Origin of the sequence: Psychrobacter sp. Sarcosine-02u-2 (genome assembly GCF_002836335.1) — a bacterium.
Lineage (GTDB): Bacteria > Pseudomonadota > Gammaproteobacteria > Pseudomonadales > Moraxellaceae > Psychrobacter > Psychrobacter faecalis.
This window is the reverse complement of record NZ_PJBX01000135.1, coordinates 1-23,859: the sequence shown is the minus strand read 5'-3', so window position 1 is coordinate 23,859 and position 23,859 is coordinate 1. Positions and strand designations below refer to the sequence as shown.

16 protein-coding genes are annotated in these 23,859 nt (G+C 44.7%); 9 read left to right on the top strand and 7 right to left on the bottom strand.

Translation table 11 applies throughout. The annotated features are described in order from the left end of the window. Positions 1-183: 183 nt before the first annotated feature. Positions 184-1,872, top strand: a complete 1,689-nt coding sequence (locus CXF58_RS05165) for an MFS transporter (protein ID WP_102076802.1) — start codon at positions 184-186, stop codon at positions 1,870-1,872. A 101-nt stretch (positions 1,873-1,973) separates the two neighbouring features. Further along, positions 1,974-3,278 carry an HlyD family secretion protein gene (locus CXF58_RS05160; protein WP_082894308.1) on the top strand — a complete coding sequence of 435 codons (1,305 nt, stop codon included), beginning with the start codon at positions 1,974-1,976 and terminating at the stop codon, positions 3,276-3,278. A gap of 142 nt (positions 3,279-3,420) precedes the next feature. Here the strand turns inward: CXF58_RS05160 and pdxH are convergent, their stop codons facing one another. The 5 genes from pdxH to cysS form a co-directional block, all read right to left on the bottom strand. Beyond that, positions 3,421-4,080 (bottom strand): pyridoxamine 5'-phosphate oxidase, encoded by a 660-nt coding sequence (gene pdxH / locus CXF58_RS05155; protein WP_180952529.1) that lies wholly within the window; start codon positions 4,078-4,080, stop codon positions 3,421-3,423. A gap of 63 nt (positions 4,081-4,143) precedes the next feature. Next, positions 4,144-5,514, bottom strand: coding sequence for a phosphoglucosamine mutase (gene glmM, locus CXF58_RS05150; RefSeq protein WP_102076801.1), 1,371 nt, complete (start codon positions 5,512-5,514; stop codon positions 4,144-4,146). Positions 5,515-5,930: 416 nt separating this feature from the next. Beyond that, a complete protein-coding gene (gene guaB, locus CXF58_RS05145) occupies positions 5,931-7,403 on the bottom strand; it encodes an IMP dehydrogenase (protein WP_068405659.1) in 1,473 nt (490 codons plus the stop codon). 373 nt (positions 7,404-7,776) lie between these two features. Beyond that, on the bottom strand, positions 7,777-9,819 hold the full coding sequence (locus CXF58_RS05140; RefSeq protein WP_227514949.1) for a mechanosensitive ion channel family protein: 2,043 nt from the start codon (positions 9,817-9,819) through the stop codon (positions 7,777-7,779). Positions 9,820-9,984: 165 nt separating this feature from the next. After that, complete coding sequence (cysS, locus tag CXF58_RS05135; protein WP_068405662.1) at positions 9,985-11,445, bottom strand: cysteine--tRNA ligase; 1,461 nt, start codon at positions 11,443-11,445, stop codon at positions 9,985-9,987. Positions 11,446-11,706: 261 nt separating this feature from the next. Between cysS and CXF58_RS05130 the strand changes: the two genes are divergently transcribed. Further along, positions 11,707-12,306 carry a cob(I)yrinic acid a,c-diamide adenosyltransferase gene (locus CXF58_RS05130; protein ID WP_068405664.1) on the top strand — a complete coding sequence of 200 codons (600 nt, stop codon included), beginning with the start codon at positions 11,707-11,709 and terminating at the stop codon, positions 12,304-12,306. Positions 12,307-12,460: 154 nt separating this feature from the next. On the opposite strand, the gene CXF58_RS05125 is transcribed toward CXF58_RS05130, so the two are convergent. Next, positions 12,461-13,429 carry a hypothetical protein gene (locus tag CXF58_RS05125; RefSeq protein ID WP_068405666.1) on the bottom strand — a complete coding sequence of 323 codons (969 nt, stop codon included), beginning with the start codon at positions 13,427-13,429 and terminating at the stop codon, positions 12,461-12,463. 383 nt (positions 13,430-13,812) lie between these two features. On the opposite strand from CXF58_RS05125, the gene CXF58_RS05120 reads away from it, so the two are divergent. The 6 genes from CXF58_RS05120 (at position 13,813) to CXF58_RS05095 (ending at position 23,012) form a co-directional block, all read left to right on the top strand. Then, positions 13,813-14,541, top strand: coding sequence for a glycerophosphodiester phosphodiesterase (locus CXF58_RS05120; protein WP_068405669.1), 729 nt, complete (start codon positions 13,813-13,815; stop codon positions 14,539-14,541). 302 nt (positions 14,542-14,843) lie between these two features. Next, a complete protein-coding gene (locus CXF58_RS05115; RefSeq protein WP_068405671.1) occupies positions 14,844-16,241 on the top strand; it encodes an acyl-CoA desaturase in 1,398 nt (465 codons plus the stop codon). A 289-nt stretch (positions 16,242-16,530) separates the two neighbouring features. Next, on the top strand, positions 16,531-17,997 hold the full coding sequence (locus CXF58_RS05110; RefSeq protein WP_068405674.1) for a protein adenylyltransferase SelO: 1,467 nt from the start codon (positions 16,531-16,533) through the stop codon (positions 17,995-17,997). Between the two features lie 336 nt (positions 17,998-18,333). Continuing rightward, positions 18,334-20,655 (top strand): NADP-dependent malic enzyme, encoded by a 2,322-nt coding sequence (locus CXF58_RS05105; protein WP_068405684.1) that lies wholly within the window; start codon positions 18,334-18,336, stop codon positions 20,653-20,655. 162 nt (positions 20,656-20,817) lie between these two features. Continuing rightward, positions 20,818-22,017, top strand: coding sequence for a tRNA nucleotidyltransferase/poly(A) polymerase-related protein (locus tag CXF58_RS05100; protein ID WP_068405676.1), 1,200 nt, complete (start codon positions 20,818-20,820; stop codon positions 22,015-22,017). A gap of 182 nt (positions 22,018-22,199) precedes the next feature. Beyond that, the gene (locus tag CXF58_RS05095) at positions 22,200-23,012 is read left to right on the top strand and encodes a pteridine reductase (protein WP_082894309.1); all 813 of its coding nucleotides are present in this window, start codon (positions 22,200-22,202) and stop codon (positions 23,010-23,012) included. Between the two features lie 20 nt (positions 23,013-23,032). Here the strand turns inward: CXF58_RS05095 and CXF58_RS05090 are convergent. Further along, positions 23,033-23,784, bottom strand: a protein-coding gene (locus CXF58_RS05090; RefSeq protein ID WP_416375572.1) for an IS5 family transposase whose coding sequence is annotated in 2 segments (ribosomal slippage) — positions 23,033-23,544 and positions 23,544-23,784 — 753 coding nt in all. Because the reading frame shifts where the segments join, the coding sequence is not laid out codon by codon here. Between the last annotated feature and the right edge of the window lie 75 nt (positions 23,785-23,859).

Here is a 23,859-nt window from a genome sequence, read left to right as displayed (position 1 = left end):
AATAGTCTCAAATTGAAATCATGATAAAATAATGCAAACAGTCCTTTGACTGTTTTTTATTTTTTATAGCTACTAAATGAAGCACTTATGGCTCAATTTGATAATGGCTCGTCCAATTATTGCTCGTCTAGGAATCCTACGATGTCACTTTATCTTTCTACTTTTAGCAGGTGGCGATAGACAATGAGCAATGAATACCAATTCAAACCGCACGAACAACCCTTTATGGTGGGTTCTCCCGCCACACCCGACCATCCTACGCGCCGCAAAGTATTTTATCTATTGATTGGTATTTTTATTGGCATCACCGCCAGCTTTCAAAATGGTTTATTGGTGGCAAATCTGACCCAAATCCAAGGTGAAATGGGCTTGACGCCAGTCGAAGGTGGCTGGATATCGGTCGCCTATAATATGACCAATGCTTGTATCACCGTGCTGCTATACAAAATCCGTCAGCAATTTGGTATGGCGCTCTTTAGTAAAATCACCCTGTTCTCACTGTTGGCGGCCACCAGTTTACAATGGTTGGTCAGTAGTCATCTCTTAGACACCAGCGCTATTATCATTGAGCCTTATTATCTAGAAATCATCGCTCGCGGCTTAAGTGGTATGGTTGCTAGTGCCATGACGGTATTGGCTATTTTTTATTGCTTGCAAGGTATGCCAACCGCCAAACGCATTAGCGGTCTGATTTTGGGGTTTGGCTTAGTACAATTTGGCCTTCCTCTCTCAAGGATTATCTCGCCATATCTTGCGGCCGACAGCCAGCTTGAAACGCTATTTTTGTTTGAATTGGGCTTAACCCTGATTTGCTTTGCCCTGATTAATATCTTAGAGCTACCACCCGGCAATACCGAAAAAGTATTCGAAAAACTGGATTTTTTAAGCTTTGTGTTTTTTGCCAGCGGTCTTGCAGCCTTAGCAGTCTTTTTGGTACAAGGGCGTATCCAGTGGTGGACGACGCCTTGGCTGAGCTATCCGCTCATCATTGCGGTGGTGACGATTAGTATCGCCTTATGGATTGAAACACACCGTAAAAACCCAATGTTACAAGTGCGCTGGATGCGTAGCCGCAATATCATCGCTTTTACGATAACGGGTGCAGTGATGCGTATTTTATTATCCGAGCAAAATGTCGGTGCAGCAGGCTTACTGGCCAATTTGGGCTACGGAAATGATCAGTTGATTACCTTTTATGCGGTGATACTTGCCGCCAGCGTTCTGGCCTTGGTCATCAGTATTTTTAGGACCAATGCGATGGATTTACGCCGTCCAGTCATTTTCGCTGTCGCCCTGATTGCGGTTGGCGCCTGGCTAGATACAGATATTTCGCTAAATTCTGCCCCTTATATGTTTTATGTCAGTCAATTTATGATTGCCTTTGCTGCCGTCTATTTTATGGGTCCCATGGTTTTTGAGGGGATGTTTCGCGCTATCGCTAACGGCCCTGCTTACATTATAAGTTTTTCGGTTATTTTTAGCATCTCGCAGACCATTGGCGGACTTGCAGGCGCGGCAGCGATTCAAGCGTTTACCACCATACGTACACAGATACACTACGCCGATATGGTCAGCTCGTTTAATTTAGGCGACCCGGCCTTAATGGCACAAGTTGCAGGCGCAGGTCGTATATTATCTACCCAAATCACGGATGCCAATCAAGCAAATGTCGCAGCGATGGGACAAGTATTGCAAGGTATTCAGCGCCAAGCGACTGTCGCCGCCTATGCTGATTTATTTTTTCTTATGGCAACTATCGCCTCCATCACAACGCTGATTTTATTACTAAATTACTTGTATCATCGCTACCATAAACGTAATCCATTGGCTAAAGAATTGGCAGCGATTGCAAAAATGCGCGAAACAAAATAGCCCGAATAATTAAAGCATTTTCTTCATTTAAAAATACCACTTAACATATTAACCAATGCAAAAAAAACTTATGATAACTATTCAAACTTTAGGAGCGCGGCATGAGTCAAGAAAAATCTGATGAGCTTAACCAAAACCCTAAGCCTGCCTCTGACGCGCTAACCAACGACACTCATGCTCCTGATGCAACCAATCATCCAAGTGCTGCGGTCAATCTAGATAAATCAGCTAACGACAGGCTCGTAAATGATGAGAGTATTGTTAATGACGAGAGTACTGTTAATGAGAGTCTTACTGACAGTGATGAGTCGTCCATGCCGCCTATGCCGCCAAAGGAGCCGATTCCTAGCAGCGACGGCTGGTCGCCAAAGAAGAAATCTTATTTAAATTTAGGCATACTAATCGCCTTGATTGTGATTGGCGTGGCGTTAATTTTGTACGCTTGGAAGCTGCCGCCTTTTACTCCGACGGTCCAGCAGACCAATAATGCCTTTATTAAAGGACAAACCACCATTATTAGTCCGCAAGTATCTGGCTACGTGACTGAGGTGGCGGTTGAGGATTTTGCCAATGTTAAAGAAGGTGATTTATTAATCAAAATAGACGATCGTACTTTTAGGCAGCAGCTTGAGCAAGCGCAGGCAAACATTGAAATCGCTGTGACCAATCGCGCTAGTAATGCGCAGGATACAGGAAGCAGCCAAGCGCAAATCGAAGCACGCGAGGCGGACTTATACAGTGCTAAAGTCAGCGTCGACAGTGCGCGTGAAGATGTCAAACGCTATCAAGGTTTAGACGCTATCGGCGCGGTCTCAAAGGCAGAAGTGGCGCATATCAAAGCGCAACTTGCAAAAGCGCAGGCCAACGTGCAACAAGCAGAAGCGAATTTACAAGTGGCTCGTGAGGCAAGCGAGAAGACCAGCGGTAGCCGCTCATCTTTAGATGCCAATATTAAGAGCGCAGAAGCCGGTGCTAAGCAAGCTCAGATTAATTTAGACAATACCGTTATTAAGGCACCGGAATCTGGGCAGCTGAGTCAAATCAGTGTCAAAGAAGGACAATACGTGAGCGCAGGTACGCAGCTGATGTATATCGTACCAAAAGGCGTATGGATTATTGCTAACTTTAAAGAAACGCAAGTAGCCAATATGCGTATCGGTGAGCCCGCTACCATTCATGTCGATGCCCTTGGCGGTGCCAAATTTAGTGGTCATGTCAGTAATATCTCGCCTGCAACGGGCAGCGAATTTAGCGCGGGCGCGGCCAACCCTGCGACGGGTAACTATATCAAAATTGCCCAGCGCGTTCCTGTTAGAATTGATTTAGACCAAAACCAGCCTAACCTTGCGCAGTTACGTCCAGGTATGTCAGTGTCAGTGAATGTCGATACCAAAGCAAGAAGTTAATGCAAGAAATTAATGCAAAAAATTAGGCTAAAAATCAGCGCAAAAAAAGCCTCTTTAAATGCCTAACGTGTTAGGTTTAAAGAGGCTTTTTGATTTTTGCAATATCTTATTTTCAGTAGATTTTAGCTTAAATGAGCTAATTTTATGGTAACAAACGTTTGGTTGTCCATTTTGCCGCGTCGCCCGTGCCACTCCTGTGTTGCGTATAAACAATGCGGTCATGCATACGATTGGCACGGCCTTGCCAAAACTCGATGCTCTCAATCGTAATCTCATAGCCACCCCAAAACTCAGGGGTTGGTACTTGACTGTCTGCTGGATAATCATTTTGCAACTGCTCAAACGTTTGCTCCATGACCTCGCGATTGGCAACCTCACCACTTTGCGGCTGGCTAACCCACGCGCCCACTTGACTATCATGCGGACGTTTTTGGAAATAAGCCGCTGATTTAGTAGCGTCTATTTTAGCAATACTGCCGCTGATACGGATTTGACGCTCAAGCTTATGCCAAAAAAACAGCGCTTCGGCATTGGGATTTTCGGCGATATCTTGGCCCTTGGCGCTTTCGTAATTGGTATAAAACACGATGCCTTTTTCAGTAATTTCGCGCAGCAAAACGATACGCACGCTGGGCTTATTGTCTGCGCCGCACGTCGCTAAACTCATCGCATAAGGTTCTTGCACTTCTGCTGCTATCGCTTCATTCATCCACGCGTGTAGCAGCTCAAATGGTGAATCTGGTACTGACTGTTGGTCGAGTTGCCCTTTCTCATACGATAGGCGCTGATCGGTAAAATCCATACTCATGATTGTTTCTCGCTAACTTTCAAATATTATTAATATAAATGTATTTAACCAAGACGTTTAGCCTAAAACCGTTTTGATTTTATCGGCTAAATCGTTGGCCATCACATCACATTCTATCTCATCGTCTGACTCAACCATGACCCGAATCATCGGCTCTGTACCTGACTGACGGATAAGCAGGCGACCACGACCTTCTAAAGTAGCGCGCGCTTTATCAAAAGCTGCGACAAGCTCTTCATGCTCAAACGGATCTTGCATTTGCGATAAGCGCACATTGACCAGTTTTTGTGGTAACACTTCAAAGCCTTCGGTCAAATCGCTAAGCGCCTTACCACGTGCTTGCATCACTGCCAGCACTTGTAAGCCTGCGATAATGGCATCGCCCGTGCGGCTTTTATCCAAGCATAAAATATGACCAGATGGCTCACCGCCCAATATCCAACCATTGGCTTCAAGCTCTTGCATGACATAGCGGTCGCCAACTTTTGCACGGGTAAAGGCGATATCCGCGTCTTTTAACGCCAACTCTAAGCCCATGTTACTCATCAAGGTCCCCACAACGCCTTCAGCTTTGGTTTGACCTTGAGTAGCAAGTACATACAAAATACCATCGCCATCGACCAGCTCACCGGCTTCATCGACCATCACGATACGGTCACCATCGCCATCTAAAGCAATACCGACATCGGCTTCATATTCGAGTACCGCTTTTTGCAGACTCTCAGGATGGGTTGAGCCGCAATTGGCATTGATATTGATACCATCGGGTTTGTTATTAATTGCGATAACATTGGCGCCAAGCTCACGCATAACACGCGGCGCAACGCTATAACCTGCACCATTGGCACAGTCGACGACGACGGTTAAATGGTCCAAGTCATATTGATAAGGGAAACTGCCTTTGCAAAATTCGATATAGCGGCCTTTCGCATCATTAATACGATTGTTTTTGCCCAGTTGCGCCGGATCAAGGATTGGCATGATGGCATTATTAGCGGAATTTGAGGCGTCCATAATTGCGGTCAATTTATCATTGATCGCGCTTTGCATCTCATCGGTCAGTTTTTTGCCATCACATGAGAAGAACTTGATGCCATTATCAAAATAAGGATTGTGCGAAGCAGAAATCACCACACCAGCATCGGCGTTAAAACTGCGGGTCAAATGCGCGATAGCAGGCGTCGGTAGCGGCCCTAGCATATGGACGTCAACCCCAGCTGCATTAAAGCCTGCCTGCAGCGCCCCTTCAATCACATAGCCGGACAGACGCGTATCTTTACCTATCACCACACTGGGTTTGCGCGCAGGATTATTATTATTTTCTATCAGCACCAGCCCCGTCACATAACCTAACTTCAAAATAAAATCAGGGGTAATCGGTAACTCACCAAATTTGCCGCGAATACCATCAGTGCCAAAGTAACTCATTATTATTATTCCTCAATTTTATAAAGTAAAAAATCAAACGGACGCCCAGACTGTCATTGGTTTAAAAGAAGCTAATTGATAGACAATCGCTTTTTTAGAAACCCTTTTAAAACTATCTGCTGCTATAAATTTTCTTTTTTTTGCTCTCTTTCTATGCGCCTTATCCTTTTTAAGGCTACTAAAAACTCACTCCAGCAATGCCGAAGTATTTTTAAAACACATCAAGTATAAGCCTTAAACCTAGACAAGGCGTCTAAATAATAAAAAGGCGTCTAAGTTATAGATAGAAGAGTTTAATGTTGTATTTTACAAAAAAAACAGCCAACAATAACAAAGCATTGTTGGCTGTTTGTATCTTGGTATCACGGCAACGCTACAGAGCCGATAACCTACACATAACTAGCGTTAAGAAATGATTAATCAACGCGATAATTAGGTGCTTCTTTGGTAATCTGCACATCATGGACATGAGATTCTTTCATACCCGCTGAAGTGACTTTTACAAACTGCGGCTTCGTGCGCATCTCTTCAATGGTTGCACAACCAGTATAACCCATCGATGAGCGTAGACCGCCCATCATCTGATTGACAATACCAGAAACTGGGCCTTTATAAGGTACGCGGCCTTCAATACCTTCTGGTACCAGTTTTTCTACGCCGTCTTTGGCATCTTGGAAATAGCGATCTGATGAGCCGTTTTGACCTGACATCGCGCCCAAGCTTCCCATGCCGCGATAGGCTTTATAGTAGCGACCTTGGAATAGCTCAACCTCACCCGGCGCTTCTTCGGTACCCGCCATCAATGAGCCAACCATGATGCACGACGCGCCGGCAGCAATGGCTTTGGCCATATCGCCTGAATAGCGAATACCGCCATCAGCAATCAGTGGAATACTGCCTTGTAGCGCGCTTGCGACACTATCGATTGCCGAGATTTGCGGCATACCAACACCCGCGATAATACGCGTGGTACAGATAGACCCAGGACCAATACCTACTTTAACGGCATCTGCACCGGCATCACGTAATGCTTTAGCGGCATCACCTGTGGCAATATTACCGCCGATAACCTGAACGTTTGGATAGTGCTTTTTAATCCAAGAAACTTTATCAATCACGCCTTTTGAGTGACCATGCGCGGTATCGACAACGATGATATCGACATCAGCGGCAATCAAAGCTTCAACACGGGCTTGGGTATCAGCGCCAGTACCGACAGCCGCACCAACGCGCAGGCGACCCTGCTCATCTTTACAAGCATTAGGGTTATTTTCTGCTTTAGAGAAATCATTGACCGTAATCAAACCACGCAAACGAAAATCATCATTAATCACAATCACTTTTTCGATACGGTGCTCGTGAAGTAATTTTTTGATATTTTCATTGCTTTCACCTTCTTTGACGGTGACCAGCTGATCTTTTGGCGTCATGATATGGCTAACTGGTAGTGACAAATTGGTTTCAAAGCGCCAATCACGATGGGTGACGATACCAATGACTTTATCAGTACCCTTCTCAACCACAGGCACCCCTGAGATGTTGTTATCTTGGGTCAATCTTAATAGCTCACCGATGGTCATCTCTGGGTGCACGGTGATGGGATCGACAACTGTACCGGCTTCGAATTTTTTCACGCGGCGTACTTGCATGGCCTGTTTATCGATATCCATGCTCTTGTGCAAAATACCCAAACCACCAAGCTGCGCCATAGTGATGGCCATCTCAGATTCAGTGACGGTATCCATCGCAGCCGAAATCATCGGTAAGTTTAAAGTGATATTTTTGGTTAGGCGGGTCGTTAAATCAGCAGCTTTTGGTAGGATTTCAGAATAAGCTGGTAATAATAAAACGTCATCAAAGGTTAAGGCTTCATCGACAATTCGCAACATACAGACCCCTAGTGGTGGTTATTTTGATGGGTGGGCAATGCAGTATCACGTCGATAAACAAAAGCTTTATCAAAATCAATACGCCAACATAAAGCGGCTAGAATTGTGAAAAAACCATGAGGAACAAACCTTAAATACGGATATCACTCGGCATGTTATCTGTTTATCAGCGGTAATAAAATGCTTAGGAAAGTAGAATTGCTAATACCGCGCTTCTAAACCTTCTAACATCTGATTACCCGACGCTTAATAACTGAATTATCCCTTAAAAATAACGCCATATTATAACAAATAAAGCAAGCCTTCGCATAACATATTTGTCAGCTTATTTTGCTAGATGATGCCTTTGTTTTGCCATGCTCTTACATCGTTACTATGTTTCTGTTTTGACGATAAAACGTTCCGCTGGTAGATAATCCTTTTGTTCACTATATAAGTAGCTTAGCATTTGCTCACGCACTTCACATTCAAGTAACCAAGCATTGAGCGGGCTATCGGACGCTTGGCTACAGCGCAGCTTGATAGTGGTCTCTGTTACCGATACCGTATACATCTCAGGCTCGGTGTTACTATCCCATAGCTCACTGTCTTTGACCAGCTCAATATATTTTTGTCGTATCGCTTCGATATCAGCGCCATAATCGACATATAAATAAATCACTGAGATTTGATGCGACTCGGTATGTGACCAGTTCTCGACAATCTCAGTGATAAAATGCCGCATCGGCACAATCAAACGGCGCTCATCCCAGGTTTTTAGTACCGCATAGGTATAACCCAAATCCTCAATCGTGCACCACTCGTCCTCCATCATCACTGTATCGCCGATACGCACCGGCTGGGTAATAGCCACTTGCATGCCTGCGATGATATTACCCAAAATAGGCTGGGCAGCAATACCTATCACCGCACCCGCAATACCTGCCGAGGTAAGTAAGGTTTTACCCAAACCATCAATATTGGTAAATTCACTCAAACCTATCCAAATACCGCCTAAAATCATCACAAAGATAAAGACGCGGCGAAAAATAGACACATAGGTGCGGCGACTGCGGCCTTTATCAAACTGCTCTTCGCTCAAATTCTCGATTTGCAAATCTTTATAACGATTGGCAAAGAAATTAATGGCGCGTGTACCCAGCCACATAGCGCTCAGCACCAGCCCAATCCAAATAATGGGGCGTGTCGATGAGGCAAGCGCATCTAAGTAAGGAAAACCGCCCGATACCAAAGTATAAACAGCGGAAAAACTGATGGTAAACGTCAAAGGCACGGTCAGCTTATTGACCAAGTCCTCGACGCCGTTATGATGAATGGTGGCAAGCCGATTGCCCTCTTTGTCTAAAACGTACCAATTGAGCAGTTTACCAGCCGCTTTACTGAGCAACCAACCAGCGCCCATGGTAAAGAAAAAGAACAAAAATAAGGCGATAAATTCCCAAATGGCAATGCCGAAAACTTTTAATTTGGTCCAGTCGGGTAAATAACGCTCAAATTTAGCAGGCTGATATTGCTCATACAGCTTATTGATATTGGCGACCGTTTGCGCGGAAAACACCCAAAAAGGCGGGCTGTCATCGATACGTACGCGCTCAAGATGCAGCGGCACACGGCGATCACGATAGTCGATATAACCCAACTGGATTGAGCGCCGAGGGATGCCTTGGATACTATTATTGCTACCAAGCGGCGGTTCTATCAAACCATCAGGACGGTCAGGCAACTTATCAAACGCATACAGCTTTTTTTCCATCAATAAAAAATCGAGCTGTTTGGCAAGCTCTATTGCTTGATTACGCTGCAACTCCTCGTCAATCAAGTTCATATTGAGCGCATAAGCGGCCAAATCATACTGCTGCTTGATAACTGCCGATTGAAAAAACTCTAGCGTTGCCAGTGGTGTCGATAAATTCGGTGGCTCAGATAGTGGCGGCAAGCCGACATTGAGCTTATTTAAGGCATAATAACTTTCGTTATAGTCGCCAGTCAGACCGGAATCACCCTGTAATACCCCCGCTTGCTGTTCGGTTTTTTTCTCAAACGGACTAATGACCTCTTCGGCAAGCGCAGAGACACTGACGCCCTCTTTTTTGAGCTTATCAATCCGTTGCGATGCATAGTCAACGATGTTTTCTGGCGCCTCGGTGATTGGCGCCGTTGTTTCGTTTTGATTGTTGATCGTTGCATTGTCATTCGCTGAATGACTAGCCGCATAAGCCGGCAGATAAACAATACTTAGGATAATAACGGAAATACTGAAAATAAAATGACGTATGTTCAAATGCCTCACGGTTAATTTATGCCTACCTTTAATAGTATCTAGACTCTTACAACCAGAAACATCAGCGTCGCCCATATTGCCCATATACGGAGCTTGGATATTTTTAGCCATCAAAGACTGAGAGGAATGTTTCATACGTTAAAGTTCTAGGCTGATTAATGAAATGATTTAGTAGAGTTAAGCATTAATTTTGACTATAAGATAAAGCTAATGCACTGAACCAAAAAAAGCCAGCATAAAGCTGACTTAATTTGAGGGTAAAATGTTAATTGATACAATTGCTTATAGCCAGAATACGATTTAAGCACGGCGCCAAGTCGTACCCGCACGGCTGTCTTCAAGCTCAATTCCCGCCTCTTTTAACTGCTCACGTATCTCATCAGCACGGGCAAAGTTTTTATTGGTTTTGGCATCGGCACGCTCGGTGATTAATCCATCGATAGCGTCATCGGACAAACCACCTTCTTGCGCCTCACCCACGACCGCTTGTAAAAACTGCTGTACCGGTAGCTGCAATATATTTAATGTCTGTGCCAAAGCTTTTAGTTGCTGCGCTAACTGCCATGCAGCCTCTGCATCTTCGCTTTTGAGCGCTTTATTAATGTCACGTGCCAGCCCAAATAATACGCTAATAGCCGTTGAGCTATTAAAATCATCATTCATGGCTTTGATAAAGTCTTGTCCTGCCGCACTATCATAAGCAGAGTTTGTTAGCACATCATCGATAATGAGTGTTTGTCCTTTTTGCTGTTCAGCCGCTTTTAATGCTTGATATAATCTGCTTAGGCTATTGTGCGCTTCATCTAAGGCTTTGTCTGAGAAATTCACTTGGCTGCGATAGTGACTCGATAACAAGAAAAAGCGCACCGTTTCAGAATGATACTTGGCAATCACATCGCGAATGGTAAAGAAGTTATTTAGCGATTTGGACATCTTTTCGCCATCGACATTGATAAAGCCAACATGCATCCAATTACGCGCGTACTCGCAGCCCGTCGCGGCCTCAGATTGCGCTATCTCGTTTTCATGATGCGGAAACTGTAAATCATGCCCGCCGCCGTGAATATCAAAAGTATTACCAAGGCATTTGGTCGACATCGCCGAGCATTCGATATGCCAGCCCGGACGCCCTTGACCCCACGGCGATGCCCATTGTGGCTCACTAGGTTTCGCCGCTTTCCACAATACAAAGTCAAACGGATTGCGCTTGTCGTTTTCGACATCGACGCGCGAGCCCGCTTGCATATCGTCCAAATTGCGCTTGGATAATTTGCCATAATCTGGAAAGCTATCGACTGCATAATAGACATCGCCATTATCGCCAGCGTACGCATAGTCATTGCTGACCAAATTGCCAATCATCTGCTGCATCTCGTCGATATAATCAGTCGCACGTGGCTCAGCATCGGGTGCTAAGCAGCCAAGGGCTGAGAAATCTTCGTGCATCGCGGTGATAAAACGCTGCGTTAGTGCGCCAATCTCTTCGCCGTTTTCGGCTGCGCGAGTGATAATTTTGTCATCTATATCGGTGATATTACGCACATAATTAACCTCATAGCCCAATTGCTTAAGCCAACGCACCGCCATATCAAAAGCAACCATCATCCGCGCATGACCGATATGACAATAATCGTAGACCGTCATTCCGCACACATACATGCCGACTTTGCCCGCAACCAGCGGCTTAAATACCTGCTTGCGTCCGTTAAGTGAGTCATAAATGGCAAGCTGAGACATCGCGTCTGCAAGAGGTGTGGTCATAGTAAAAAAGCCTTTTGATAAAAAAGATAAGAGTGAAACGAGAATATTCTTACTGCACACTAAATAATGAAAACGCTTATTTATAGCTTAGTTATAACAATATTTAGCGTCATTATTCTTTTTGAAAAAGCAGCAGTATAAAACTTAACCCATTATCTTAGCGAAAATGCTCGTAAAATACTACAATGTGCGCATAACTAACATTCGCAATGCTAAAAAATACTGACTTTTTAACAAACACTAACCTTTAAGGATAAAAACATGGGCAATCGTTTAAGCAAAATATATACACGTACTGGCGATGACGGTACCACAGGCATGGCAGATGGCAGCCGCGTGAGTAAAGCGGACAATCTATTTAGCGTTATGGGTGATGTCGACGAGCTTAACTCACATATTGGTTTGGTACGCGCGCAGTTGACGCAAAACTCGACTGACGCGACAAAAGAAGCCGACTTTGCCCAAGCATTAGTGATTATTCAGCATCTGCTATTTAATATCGGTGGCGAGCTTGCCATGCCAGAATATGAAGGCGTGAATAGCGCGCACATTGCATGGTTAGAGCAGCAGATTGACGCGATGAATAGCACCTTGCCGGCGCTAAAAGATTTTATCCTACCGACAGGTTCAGTGTTGGTCAGTCAACTGCATGTCGCCCGTACCGTCTGTCGCCGTGCTGAGCGTCAAGCGGTGCTATTGCAACAGCAGCGCCCAGAAGCTATTCGTCCAACGGCAGTTAGCCTTATCAATCGCCTGTCTGACTGGCTGTTTGTTGCTGCGCGTTTTTGCACTGACCCTGAGCAAGTTTCTGAAGTGCTATGGGACAGTCAAGTATTACAAAAATTCGCTGAGAATAAATAGTTTAGCTTTTACTGACCTTCAAAAATTGACCGCTAAAAATCCATGCAAGCAAAAAGCCCGCAAATATCGTAAGTTGCGGGCTTTTAAATTTCAAACGCTAGGCTTAAATAATCGATACTGACATTTTATTAAAAAACTGAGAGGTTATTAATAATTAATAAGTCGCGTCTTTATCTTCGATAATCACCATATCGATACTGTCATCTTTAGGGACTGACTTAGGTGCAGCTGGAGTCGCAGGCGCTGAAGTACTAGGCGTTGGGGCAGCTTGGTTATTGCTTTGGTTATCCTGATTACTCGTGTTCTGGCTACTGTTTTGACTGCTGCTATTTTGATTGACAGTCGGTGGCGTAGCTGGCTCAGCTGGACGCACAGGGGCCGCTGGCGTTACCGGTCTTGGTTGACGAGTTTGGTTTTCGGTATTGTTTTGTGCCGCTTGACGGCGGCGTTCGGCTGCTTGCGCGGCACGCTGCTCTTCTAGCGCTGTCTGAAAGGCTGAGCCTGCCACCACTTCTGATACCACGGTCAGCAATGCTGGTTGTCCAGCGATACGCGTACGTACTTGACCGCCTTGAGTACCAACGACATACGTAAAGGCATCGTCAACGAGCATGTTATTATTGATACGAATATTGTCATTGGCTAGGCGTGATTGTAAGCTTGGCTGATTGTTAGCGGCTTGCAGCTGGCTGGCTTGGTATAAATCTTCACTTGGCAAAGTCATGCTGACACTCGCCTGACAGGTAGTCATACCATTATCATTTGTGGCTTGTAATACCGCAGCGTTTTGCACATCGATGACGATACCATTGGTTTTACCACTGACAACGCCACCATTTAAAGCAATTTCAGCATCGTTAGCGTAACTTGCTGCCAAGGTTTGCGCTTGTTGATTGAGCGTATTTTTTAAGGTTGATTTGAGGCGATCTTGTACCATTGGATCATCACAACTTACCGCTGTAGCAGCCGCGTTTTCGTTAGTGGCGGTCTCTTCGGTTAGCTCGGCAGTTTCTGTGGTCTCTTCTTTTTCTGAGCGGTTACAGCCTGTAAGTACCAAACTACAGGCGATACCAATACCAGCAACCTTATACCACTTGCTCAAACTCTTATTTGCTACGCTCATCTTTTTTTGCTCCAATTTCCTGATTCGTACCGCCACTGACGGCCAGTGTTTTAACATTCAAAAACTTACACGCGCATCATGACATTTAAATGGTAACGACGGTGTAGTAAAGATTGCCATGCAAGTTTTGAAAACCACGTTATTATACGGTGTTTGATTTAAATGGTCATCAGTGTAGCCTATTGATATACAAATAACGTCCAACATTGTGTACAAAACCTTGCTTTGGTTGCAAAAAAGCTACAAAGACATATTTTATATCGTAGCTGCAGCTCCTACGTACGCTATATAAGTAATGCTTCTGTTCTCAGATAAATATTTTATTAGACCCCATTTTGCAGAGACGATATGATAGCGATAAGAATTTTTGATAGCTATTAATAATGATAAATTTTAAAAATACCCTTTTATTGGGCCATCGCGGCGCGCGCGGTGAAGCGCTAGAAAACACCTTAGCAGGCTTTAAACTGGCGCAAAATCTACAAAGCGCGGGTTTGATAGGCGTTGAATTTGATGTGCAACTAAGCGCCGATGGTCACTTGCTGGTCTTTCACGATGATAATTTACAACGCCTATGCGCTCAGCAATCCTGCATTGACCAGTTGAGTCTTGCCGAGATTGGGCGCTATTTGCAGTCCGGTCATCAGATTACGCCCTTAGCCGAAATAGCCTCTGTACTAACAGGTTTTGGCTATATTGAGCTGGAAATTAAGACGCATGAGCGCACCGATTACAGTAAATTAATCAAGGCGTTAATGCACGATTTAATCGACAGTCCGCTTGCCAGCTTACCCATAGCGCTGACCAGCTTTGATGTCGAATTACACGCGCGGCTACAACGCAATAAAACCTTACAACATATTCCGCGTGGTTTACTTATTCGCACCCCTAAAACTTTGCTAAGCGCACCACAAACTGCCCTGCAACTTGGCTGCGTCCAGCTAGGTATTCACTATCCATTGCTGACTCAAGCAGTCATTAAGCACTGTCATCGTTATCACTTACCAGTCAGCGCGTGGACCGTCAATGATAGCGAGATGATTAAACAACTTATTACGTGGCAAGTCGACGTCATCATCACCGATTATCCAACCTATTTTCTCACGCGCTAAGTAAGTAAACCTCCCACGCCCTCTTTCTCTTTATATCCAAAAATCTTGCTTGAAAATGGCTTAAAAAAGCCAGCTAATTAATTGCCTGATAGTCATTTATACATTTTTATCGCACACATATTTATCTTTTTACTTACACTTTCACTTAATTGCTGATAAGTAAGGGATTATTTGGGTTAATCACTACCATAACTCCTACAAGTTATTGTTATTTAGCAATATTTTTCTAGTGTATAACTGTTCACTTTACTAGTCTTTTAGGGTAATATGGAGGCTGAAATTAATATCATTAGGAATATTACATGATTGCTAAAAAAGTAATAGGCTTACCACTTAAGGGCTTGCGTTTCGCCATGAAGTCGGGTGATTCGCTTATACAGCATGCTGGTACTCAGGCGCTGCGCGTGAATACGTGGCTTGATACTGGCAAAAGCAAAACTGATGAGGCTGCCGATACGCAGTTTGCGACGACGAGCGGTTATAAAGATGCCAATGCAGTCGCTAACTATGAGGGTATCGATCCGCTTGAGCTTGAATTTCAAAAGTCGCCAATCAACTTGGTTCCAGCGATTTTTCTGATTGCAACGCCTATTGCTGCTGCCGTCATTACGCCATGGTACTTACTGACCCATCAAGTTAGTGCGCCGGTTTGGGGTGTATTTGGTGCCTTTATGGTTTGGACCGGTATTAGTATCACTGCAGGCTATCACCGCCTATTGTCGCATCGCGCTTATAAAGCCCATCCCTTGGTAAAAAACTTCCTATTACTTGGCTCAACCCTTGCGGTTCAAGGCTCTGCTTTTGACTGGGTATCGGGCCACCGTACGCATCATCGTCATGTTGATGACCGCATGGAAGATCCTTATTCAGCAAGGCGTGGTTTTTGGTTCAGTCATATCGGTTGGATGTTACGCAATTATCCTAGTGGTCGCTTTGATTATAAAAACATTCCTGATTTGACCAAAGATAAAGTGCTACAGATTCAGCATAAATACTATGGTTTATGGGTACTGGCTACCAACGTTGCGATGGTTGCGGCAATTGGTTGGTTAATCGGTGACGTTTGGGGCACGCTCGTATTGGCAGGTCTACTGCGCTTGGTACTGACCCACCACTTTACCTTCTTTATTAACTCGCTATGCCACATGTTTGGTACGCGTCCTTATACGGATACCAATAGTGCACGCGATAACTTTTTCCTTGCTATCTTTACGTGGGGTGAGGGTTATCATAACTATCATCACTTCTTCCAATACGACTATCGTAATGGCGTGAAATGGTGGCAATATGATCCAACTAAATGGCTCATCTTGGGCTTATCTAAACTTGGGCTAACCAGCGAATTACGCACGGTTGACGACACCACCATTAAGCATGCTGAAGTGCAAATGCAGTTCAAAAAGGCTCAACAGCAGATTGATAGTGTTACTGCGAACGGTCTAGATATTCCACATGCGATGAAGAGTTTCCAAGATCGTATCAAGTTTGAATATGAAGCCTTTACGCAAACGGTCGAAGAATGGAAAGCGCTAAAAGCCAAAACTATTGAGCTAAAAAAGACCGAGTTTGCCGATCGCCTGCATGAAGTTGAAGAGATGCTAAAGCACGACTATGCCAAAGTTGAGCAAAAGATACTGGCGCATAACAGCAATCTAAAAACGGCGTTTCGCTCTATCGGTCAAAGTCCAAAAGCGGCGTAAACGTTTATAGATTTATTATCTTAGTTTTTATTGTACGTTTCTCCTGCCCTCTATCTGTAAAGATAGGGGGTTTTTTTCAGCCATGAGTTGTGCGCTGCTCGTTTACATACTTATTATTTTTGCTCGCGCACTGTTTATACAGCAATTACAAGAGATGGACAGAGTGAAACGCGGCATTATTAAGGCTATGCTATAGTAAGTTTATTACTCTCTTTACACGCTTTCATTACTCGCTTTTAACCTTAAGTTTTTATATTAAAAATACATACCTCTATATTGGAACGCACCTATGCGCTATCAAAATACTTACGTCACATTAGATACTCGCCTTTATCATGAACAGCAGCCGACACCGCTTGATAATCCGCGCGCTGGTCACTTTAACACCGAAGTTGCCAAGCAATTAGGCTGGCTCGATGACGATGAGCTGATGGCGCGTTGGGTTGAAATATTAGGGGGTCAATACGTGCCAGCTGAGTTTCGACCGCTGTCCATGGCCTATGCTGGTCACCAGTTCGGACAGTGGGCCGGACAATTGGGCGATGGGCGGGGTTTACTCATGGCGCAAGTGCTCGATAATAATGATAAATTACAAGATTTACATTTAAAGGGCATTGGTCTAACCCCTTACTCACGCATGGGCGATGGGCGCGCGGTGTTACGTAGTACCATTCGCGAGTATTTATGCGGCCATGCGCTGACCCAGCTTGGCATTCCTTCGTCTAATGCTTTAGGATTTGTGGTGTCTGATACACGTGTCCGCCGTGAGCGTATGGAAGCAGGCGCGGCATTGATGCGCGTCGCTGACAGCCATATTCGCCTCGGTCATGTTGAGTGGATTGCAAGCTTTGCACCCGACTTACTTGGCGAGTTTACCGACTATATGATTGATACTTACTATCCAGAATGCCGTGACAGTGAAGCGCCAGTCTTAACATTTTTACAAGCGGTGGTTGAGCGAACCGCACGTATGATTGCCGATTGGCAATTGATTGGCTTTGCCCATGGGGTGATGAATACTGACAACCTATCGATTACGGGCAGTACCTTAGACTTTGGTCCGTTTGGTTTTATGGAGCGCTTTAACCCTGCGTGGATTAACAATCATTCTGATCATACTGGACGTTATGCCTATCAAAACCAACCTGCTATCGGTCATTGGAACTTAAATATTTGGCTCCCGCACTTTATGCGCTTAAATGGCGTAACACGCGATACCTTGGCTGATTGCCTAGCGCCGTATGAAGCGACCTTTATGCAGCATTACCAGCAAGGACTCTGCCGTAAGCTTGGGCTGCCGCACACTAAAGAAAGTTTGACCCTTGCTTTTGAGTGGTTAACTTTGTTAGAAGATAATTTGCTCGACTATAGCAACAGTTTTCGCGCGCTATTGGGTTTGGTCGCGCCAAATGAACATCCTTATGAGCAAGAGCTGCTGGCAAAAATGACTGCTGAGTTTAATAATGAGGCACAGCACGTTTGGCAACAATGGTCAACAAGGTATTTAGCAGCGCTAGAGGCGTTAGCTGGCGAGGTAGCTATTGAGCAGATGCGTAGCAACAATCCGGTTTATATACTACGTAATAGTGTGGCGCAGCGCGCGATTACGGCGGCGGAACAAGGGCAGTTTGATGAATTAAATCGCGTCTTTGATTTGCTTGCTAATCCTTACAACGTCCAAGACATGGCCACTGAGCTTGATACCACACCGCCTGCGCCCCATGCGCCACAGCTGCCAATTAGCTGCTCGTCTTAATAACTCGACACTGTGTAATGTTTTGAAACATTATGCAATTAAGGTTGATATTTCACTGTATTTTTTGCCATTATCAACCAGCAAAATAATGAATATCATTTGATCGTATTGTTCGCACGATTGCGCCGAGTTGACTAGGCAGTGAAATGCCAATAGTGCTAGAATAACGCTTCCTGTGAGATTGCTGTTTTTACGCTGATGTCTAGTCGCCGAGCACGACCTTTTTAGTATTTAGTATAAATGTGCCTTCATTATCATAGTCATGATTTTGAAGCATAGACATTGGTTTTTATCACCATTTACTTTATTCCAATTATTCCAACCATGGCAATTATTATGAATGACGATATCACTTTGAATACGGACACCCCTACTACGGAAAAAGAGCAGTTTGAACAATCTGCCTTACACTACCATGAGTTTCCGCGCCCCGGTAAAATCTCAGTTACGCCTATCAAGCAACTGGCCAACCAACGCGATTTGGCACTTGCTTACTCTCCAGGGGTTGCGATACCTTGTCTTGAGATTCAAAGAGATCCAGCGTTAGCGGCTAAATATACTGCTCGTAGCAACTTGGTCGGCGTGATCACCAATGGTACTGCGGTGCTTGGTTTAGGGAATATTGGTCCATTGGCCTCTAAGCCTGTCATGGAAGGTAAAGGGGTTTTATTCAAAAAATTTGCTGGTATTGACGTTTTTGATATTGAAATTGCCCAAAATGATCCAGATAAGTTCATCGAAGCGGTTGCCTCGCTTGAGCCTACTTTTGGTGGTATTAACCTTGAAGACATCAAAGCCCCAGAATGTTTCAAAATCGAGCGCGAATTGCGTGAGCGCATGAATATTCCGGTATTCCACGATGACCAACATGGTACCTCAATTATTGTGGCTGCGGCGATGTTAAATGCTTTACTCATTACTGGCAAAAGAATCGAAGAGATTAAAGTGGTCTGCTCTGGCGCAGGTGCGGCAGCCATCTCTTGCTTGGATATCATTTGTGCGCTGGGCGTAGATAAAAACAATATCTTTGTATCAGACTCACGCGGTATCATTACCACCAGCCGTGAAAACCTTGATGAAACCAAGCAGCGTTATGCGCGCAATACCACCGCCACTACCATCGAAGAAGTGATGGATGATGTCGATATGTTCTTAGGCCTATCAATGCCTGGCACCTTGACTGAAGACATGGTGCGCCGTATGGCAAAAGACCCGATTGTCTTTGCTCTTGCCAACCCAACACCTGAAATTATGCCAGAATTGGCGCACGCCGTACGTCCAGACGTAATCATGGCAACCGGTCGCTCAGATTATCCAAACCAAGTAAACAACGCGCTATGCTTCCCTTACATCTTCCGCGGTGCGCTTGACGTTGGCGCAACCACCGTTAATGAAGAGATGAAAATCGCTTGCGTAAAAGCCATTGCGGCGATGGCGCATGTTGAAGCGACACCAATGAACAACGTGAAAAACGTTGAGAGCACGCCAAGCTTTGGCCGTGAATATCTAATTCCCGGTCCGCTTGAGCCAAACCTAATCATCGAAATCGCCTCTGCGGTTGCCAAAGCGGCGATGGATTCTGGCGTAGCAACCCTGCCTATCTCTGATATGAAAGCCTATCGTCAACGTTTGTCTGAGTTTGTTTATAACTCAGCATTTGTGATGAAGCCTATCTTTGCCCGCGCGAAAGCTGATCCTAAACGCATTGTTTACTGTGAAGGTGAAGACCGCAACGTACTGCTTGCCGTACAAGTAGTCATTGATGAGCAATTGGCGCATCCAATCTTGGTTGGTCGCCCAGCGATTATCGAAAAGAACATTGAAAGATTGGCGCTGCGTCTAAAAGATGGCGAGAACATCACCATTATTAATCAAGATGATGACCCACGCTATAAAGACTACTGGCAAGGGTACTACGAGAAAAACAAACGCAATGGTGTCAGTATTGAGCTTGCGCGCCGTGATGTCCGCCGTAAGACTTCTTTAATCGGTGCTCTACTGGTTGAAAACGGTGATGCTGATGGCATGATTTGTGGTACTTTTAGCTACTATCATCTGCATTTAAAATACGTCAGCCGAGTTATCGACAAAAAAGCAGGCGTCAGCGATTTTTATGCGATGAATGCGGTATTGATGCAAGATCGTAATATCTTTATTGCCGACACTTACATCCATGAAGACCCAACGGCTGAGCAATTGGCTGAAATGACGGTTCTTGCAGCCGATCAATTACGTCGCTTTAATATTACGCCGCGTGTGGCTTTGGTTTCGCATTCAAACTTTGGTACCTCAGACCGCGAAAGCGCAGTAAAAATGCGTCGAGTGTATGAGCTACTGACAGAAATGAATGTCGACTTTGACTTCGACGGTGAGATGCAAGGTGATGCGGCCCTTGATGAGCATATTCGTGCCAACGACTTACCATCAAGTAACCTAAAAGGCTCAGCAAACTTGCTTATCTTGCCAACGCTTGATTCCGCAAATATTGCTTTCAACCTACTAAAAACGGCAACTGGCAGTGCGTCTATTGGACCTATTTTGCTAGGCGCGAGCAAACCTGTGCATATCCTAACTCCATCAGCGACAGCACGCCGTGTGGTCAATATGACAGCGCTTGCAGTTACTGAAGCTCAAGACTTAATCAATGAGCAAAAATAGTCGTTTATGTCATATATAAACGCCTTATTACGACGGTCTTCTAGCGTTCATTTATAGAAACCGTCTGCTATACTAAAACCAGTCAATACTTATATCGGTGTTGACTGGTTTTTTTTGGGTAGAATAATATGGCAAATATTGAATAATTAGAAAGAGACTATTATGCAAGTGTATCTCGTCGGCGGCGCTGTCCGTGACCAATTATTGGGTCGTCCTATCAAAGACAAAGACTTTGTCGTCGTTGGCGCGACGGTCACCGAAATGTTAGAGGCAGGATTTCAGCAAGTGGGCGCAGACTTTCCGGTTTTTTTGCATCCTATAAGTCATGAAGAGTATGCGCTGGCGCGTACAGAGCGCAAACAAGGGCTGGGCTATCAAGGCTTTAGCGTACATGCCAGCCCTGATGTGACGTTACGTGAAGACTTACAACGTCGTGACTTGACCGTCAATGCAATGGCAATAGAAGTCAAAAGCCTTATGGATGATACGCCGATAAGTGGCGACGTAGTCGATTACTATGGCGGTTTGAACGACATTCATAGCAAAACCTTGCGTCATGTATCAAGCGCGTTTAGTGAAGACCCATTACGGGTACTGCGCACCGCCCGTTTTTATGGCCGCTATTATGATTTGGGCTTTAGTATTGCCGATGAAACCTTGCTATTGATGCGTGAGTTGGTGCGCTCAGGCGAGCTTGCGCATTTAAGTAGTGAGCGCATTTGGCAAGAATCGAGCCGTGCTATGATGCAAGTATCGCCGCAGGTATATTGGCAACAGCTGTTTGAGATTGGGGCGTTGACGGAGTATTTTGCTCCACTACAGCAAGCTTGGAATGATAAACAGTACGGTCAAATACGAGAGATTGTACAAACTGCATTGTATTTCGCCGGTCAAATGCAATTAAATTTATCGCAGCGCTGGGCGTTATTAATGGCCAGTCTGAACACAGATTTATTTACTTTAAACTCTACAGAAGCTCTTTCGGTTAATATAGAGGCAGCGGTTAAAGGTATTCATGGGATAGGAAACAGTACAAAGGTGCCAAAAGCGCATAGCCAGTTCGCCACTTTATTTGTGCAGCAAGCGAAAAATCTTAGCCGCATAGACCAGCTGAGCGCCGCCGAGAAAATCGATCTTATTCAAACTTGTAGCGCTCATAAAGCGCCCGATAAACTCTCGCAGCTTTTGGTCACCAGTCATGTCTTAAAACTGGCCATACAGCACCGCCAAATGATGTTCGCGTTGAATAGCTTTCATGCAATCAGCATGGATAATATTGACCAGAATCTAAAAGGTCCAGCGATTGGCGAAGCATTACGACAACGTAGAATTGAGCATTTACAAGCACAACCTGTCTTGTAAACAAGCGCTTTCAACCAGCAATTTATAGTCAGTGCAAAATAAAAGCGACACGTTATAGATTTTTGCGACTGGTATAAATTTTCCTTGCTCGCTGTTATCACAGAGGCTACGAAAAATTCATCCCAGTCGCACTGTATCGATTTTAGAGTAATTCTACTATACATAATAAAAATACCTTTAATATGAACCAAGAATTTAGCTTAAGCCAATCAAAATATTCTCATGCCTCAGCGCCCGTAATGGTAGTCACCGGTGGCGCTAAGCGTATTGGTGCAGCTATTGTTCGTGCCGCCCATGAGCAAGGCTACCGCGTCATTATTCATTGTCATCATAGTGAGCAAGAAGCCAATGTCCTAGCGGATGCGCTGAATAACAGTCGCCCTGATAGCGCGGTCGTCATCATCTCAGATTTGGCGGCTGTCAATAATAGCGAGACGCTACAGCAATTTACTCAAAATATCATGCAAGCTTTTGGCCAGCTTGATGTCCTAGTGCATAACGCCTCTCGCTTTTACCCAAGTCCGCTTGGTCATATCAATCACGCTCAGTGGGATGAATTATTTTTAACCAACGCCAAAGCGCCTTTATTATTAAGCCAAGCCTTATATCCTTATTTAAGGACACAGCAGGGCTGCATCATTAGCCTACTCGATATCCATGCGCATAACAAACCTTTTAAAAATTATGCCGTCTACAATATGGCAAAGGCGGCACATCGAATGATGGTACAGTCTTTAGCGCTTGATATGGCACCTGAGGTACGCGTCAATGGCGTCGCTCCCGGCGTCAATATCTTGCCAGAAGCAGATAGCGACCAAGCGCTTGACCCGCAGCAGCAAAAAAGCATCATCGACTCTATTCCTATGCAGCGGATAGGCAAACCTGAGGAAATTGCCCATAGTGTGCTTTATTTGGCTCGGGCAAGTTATGTGACTGGTGAAATAATTGCCGTCGATGGTGGTCGTAGCCTGACATTGGCTGGCGGTCATGTTTAGCAGAGAACTAGAGCGTGTCTTCAATTCATCTTACAATGAACGATAGTACATGCCAGATAAAGCATTGACTTAAAATTACGAGCTAACTTTTCATAGCGAGTAGCGATACTACGAAAATGCTTGAGCCTTGCAAACATATTTTCAACAAGATGACGTAGCTTGTATAAGTAGCTATCAAATTCTGGATTAGGCTGTTTGGCATTCTTCCTTTTAGGGATGACAGGTATCATATTATGGCTGCGAGCTTTGTCTCTGATACACTCTGAGTCATAGCCTTTATCAGCGATAAAGTAATCTGCCTGTCCAATCATCTCAATCAATTCACCTGCAATTTGACTGTCGTGGACGTCACCCCCAGTGATTTTAAAATGGAGCGGATATCCATCGGCATCACAGGATAGGTGTATCTTTGTAGTTGCTCCGCCACGGCTTTGTCCAATTGCTCGCTCTTCACCACGCCGAGCTCCACTTGCATGCTGATGACAGCGAACATAGCTTCCGTCTGTGAATACCCATTCCGTATCAACTTCTGCTCAAAAGCCAAAAAAAAATCCGCCCATAAGCCAGTTTTCGACCAGCGGTTGAAACGACTATAGGCTGTTTTCCACGAACATAATTCTTCAGGTATGTCACGCCAAGGCGCCCCTGTGCGTAGTTTCCACAGTATGGCTTCCATGATCTCTCGGCTGTTTTGAGTTTGATAGCAGCCGTACTTTATCATCGTCGATTGCAATTGATCCCAAAGCGTATCTGTTAATGCTTTTCTTGCCATAACTTGTATTTCTCGCATCGACTCAATAGATGCGGTATTGTAACTATTATTTAGGGCTTATCCAATTGAAGACAC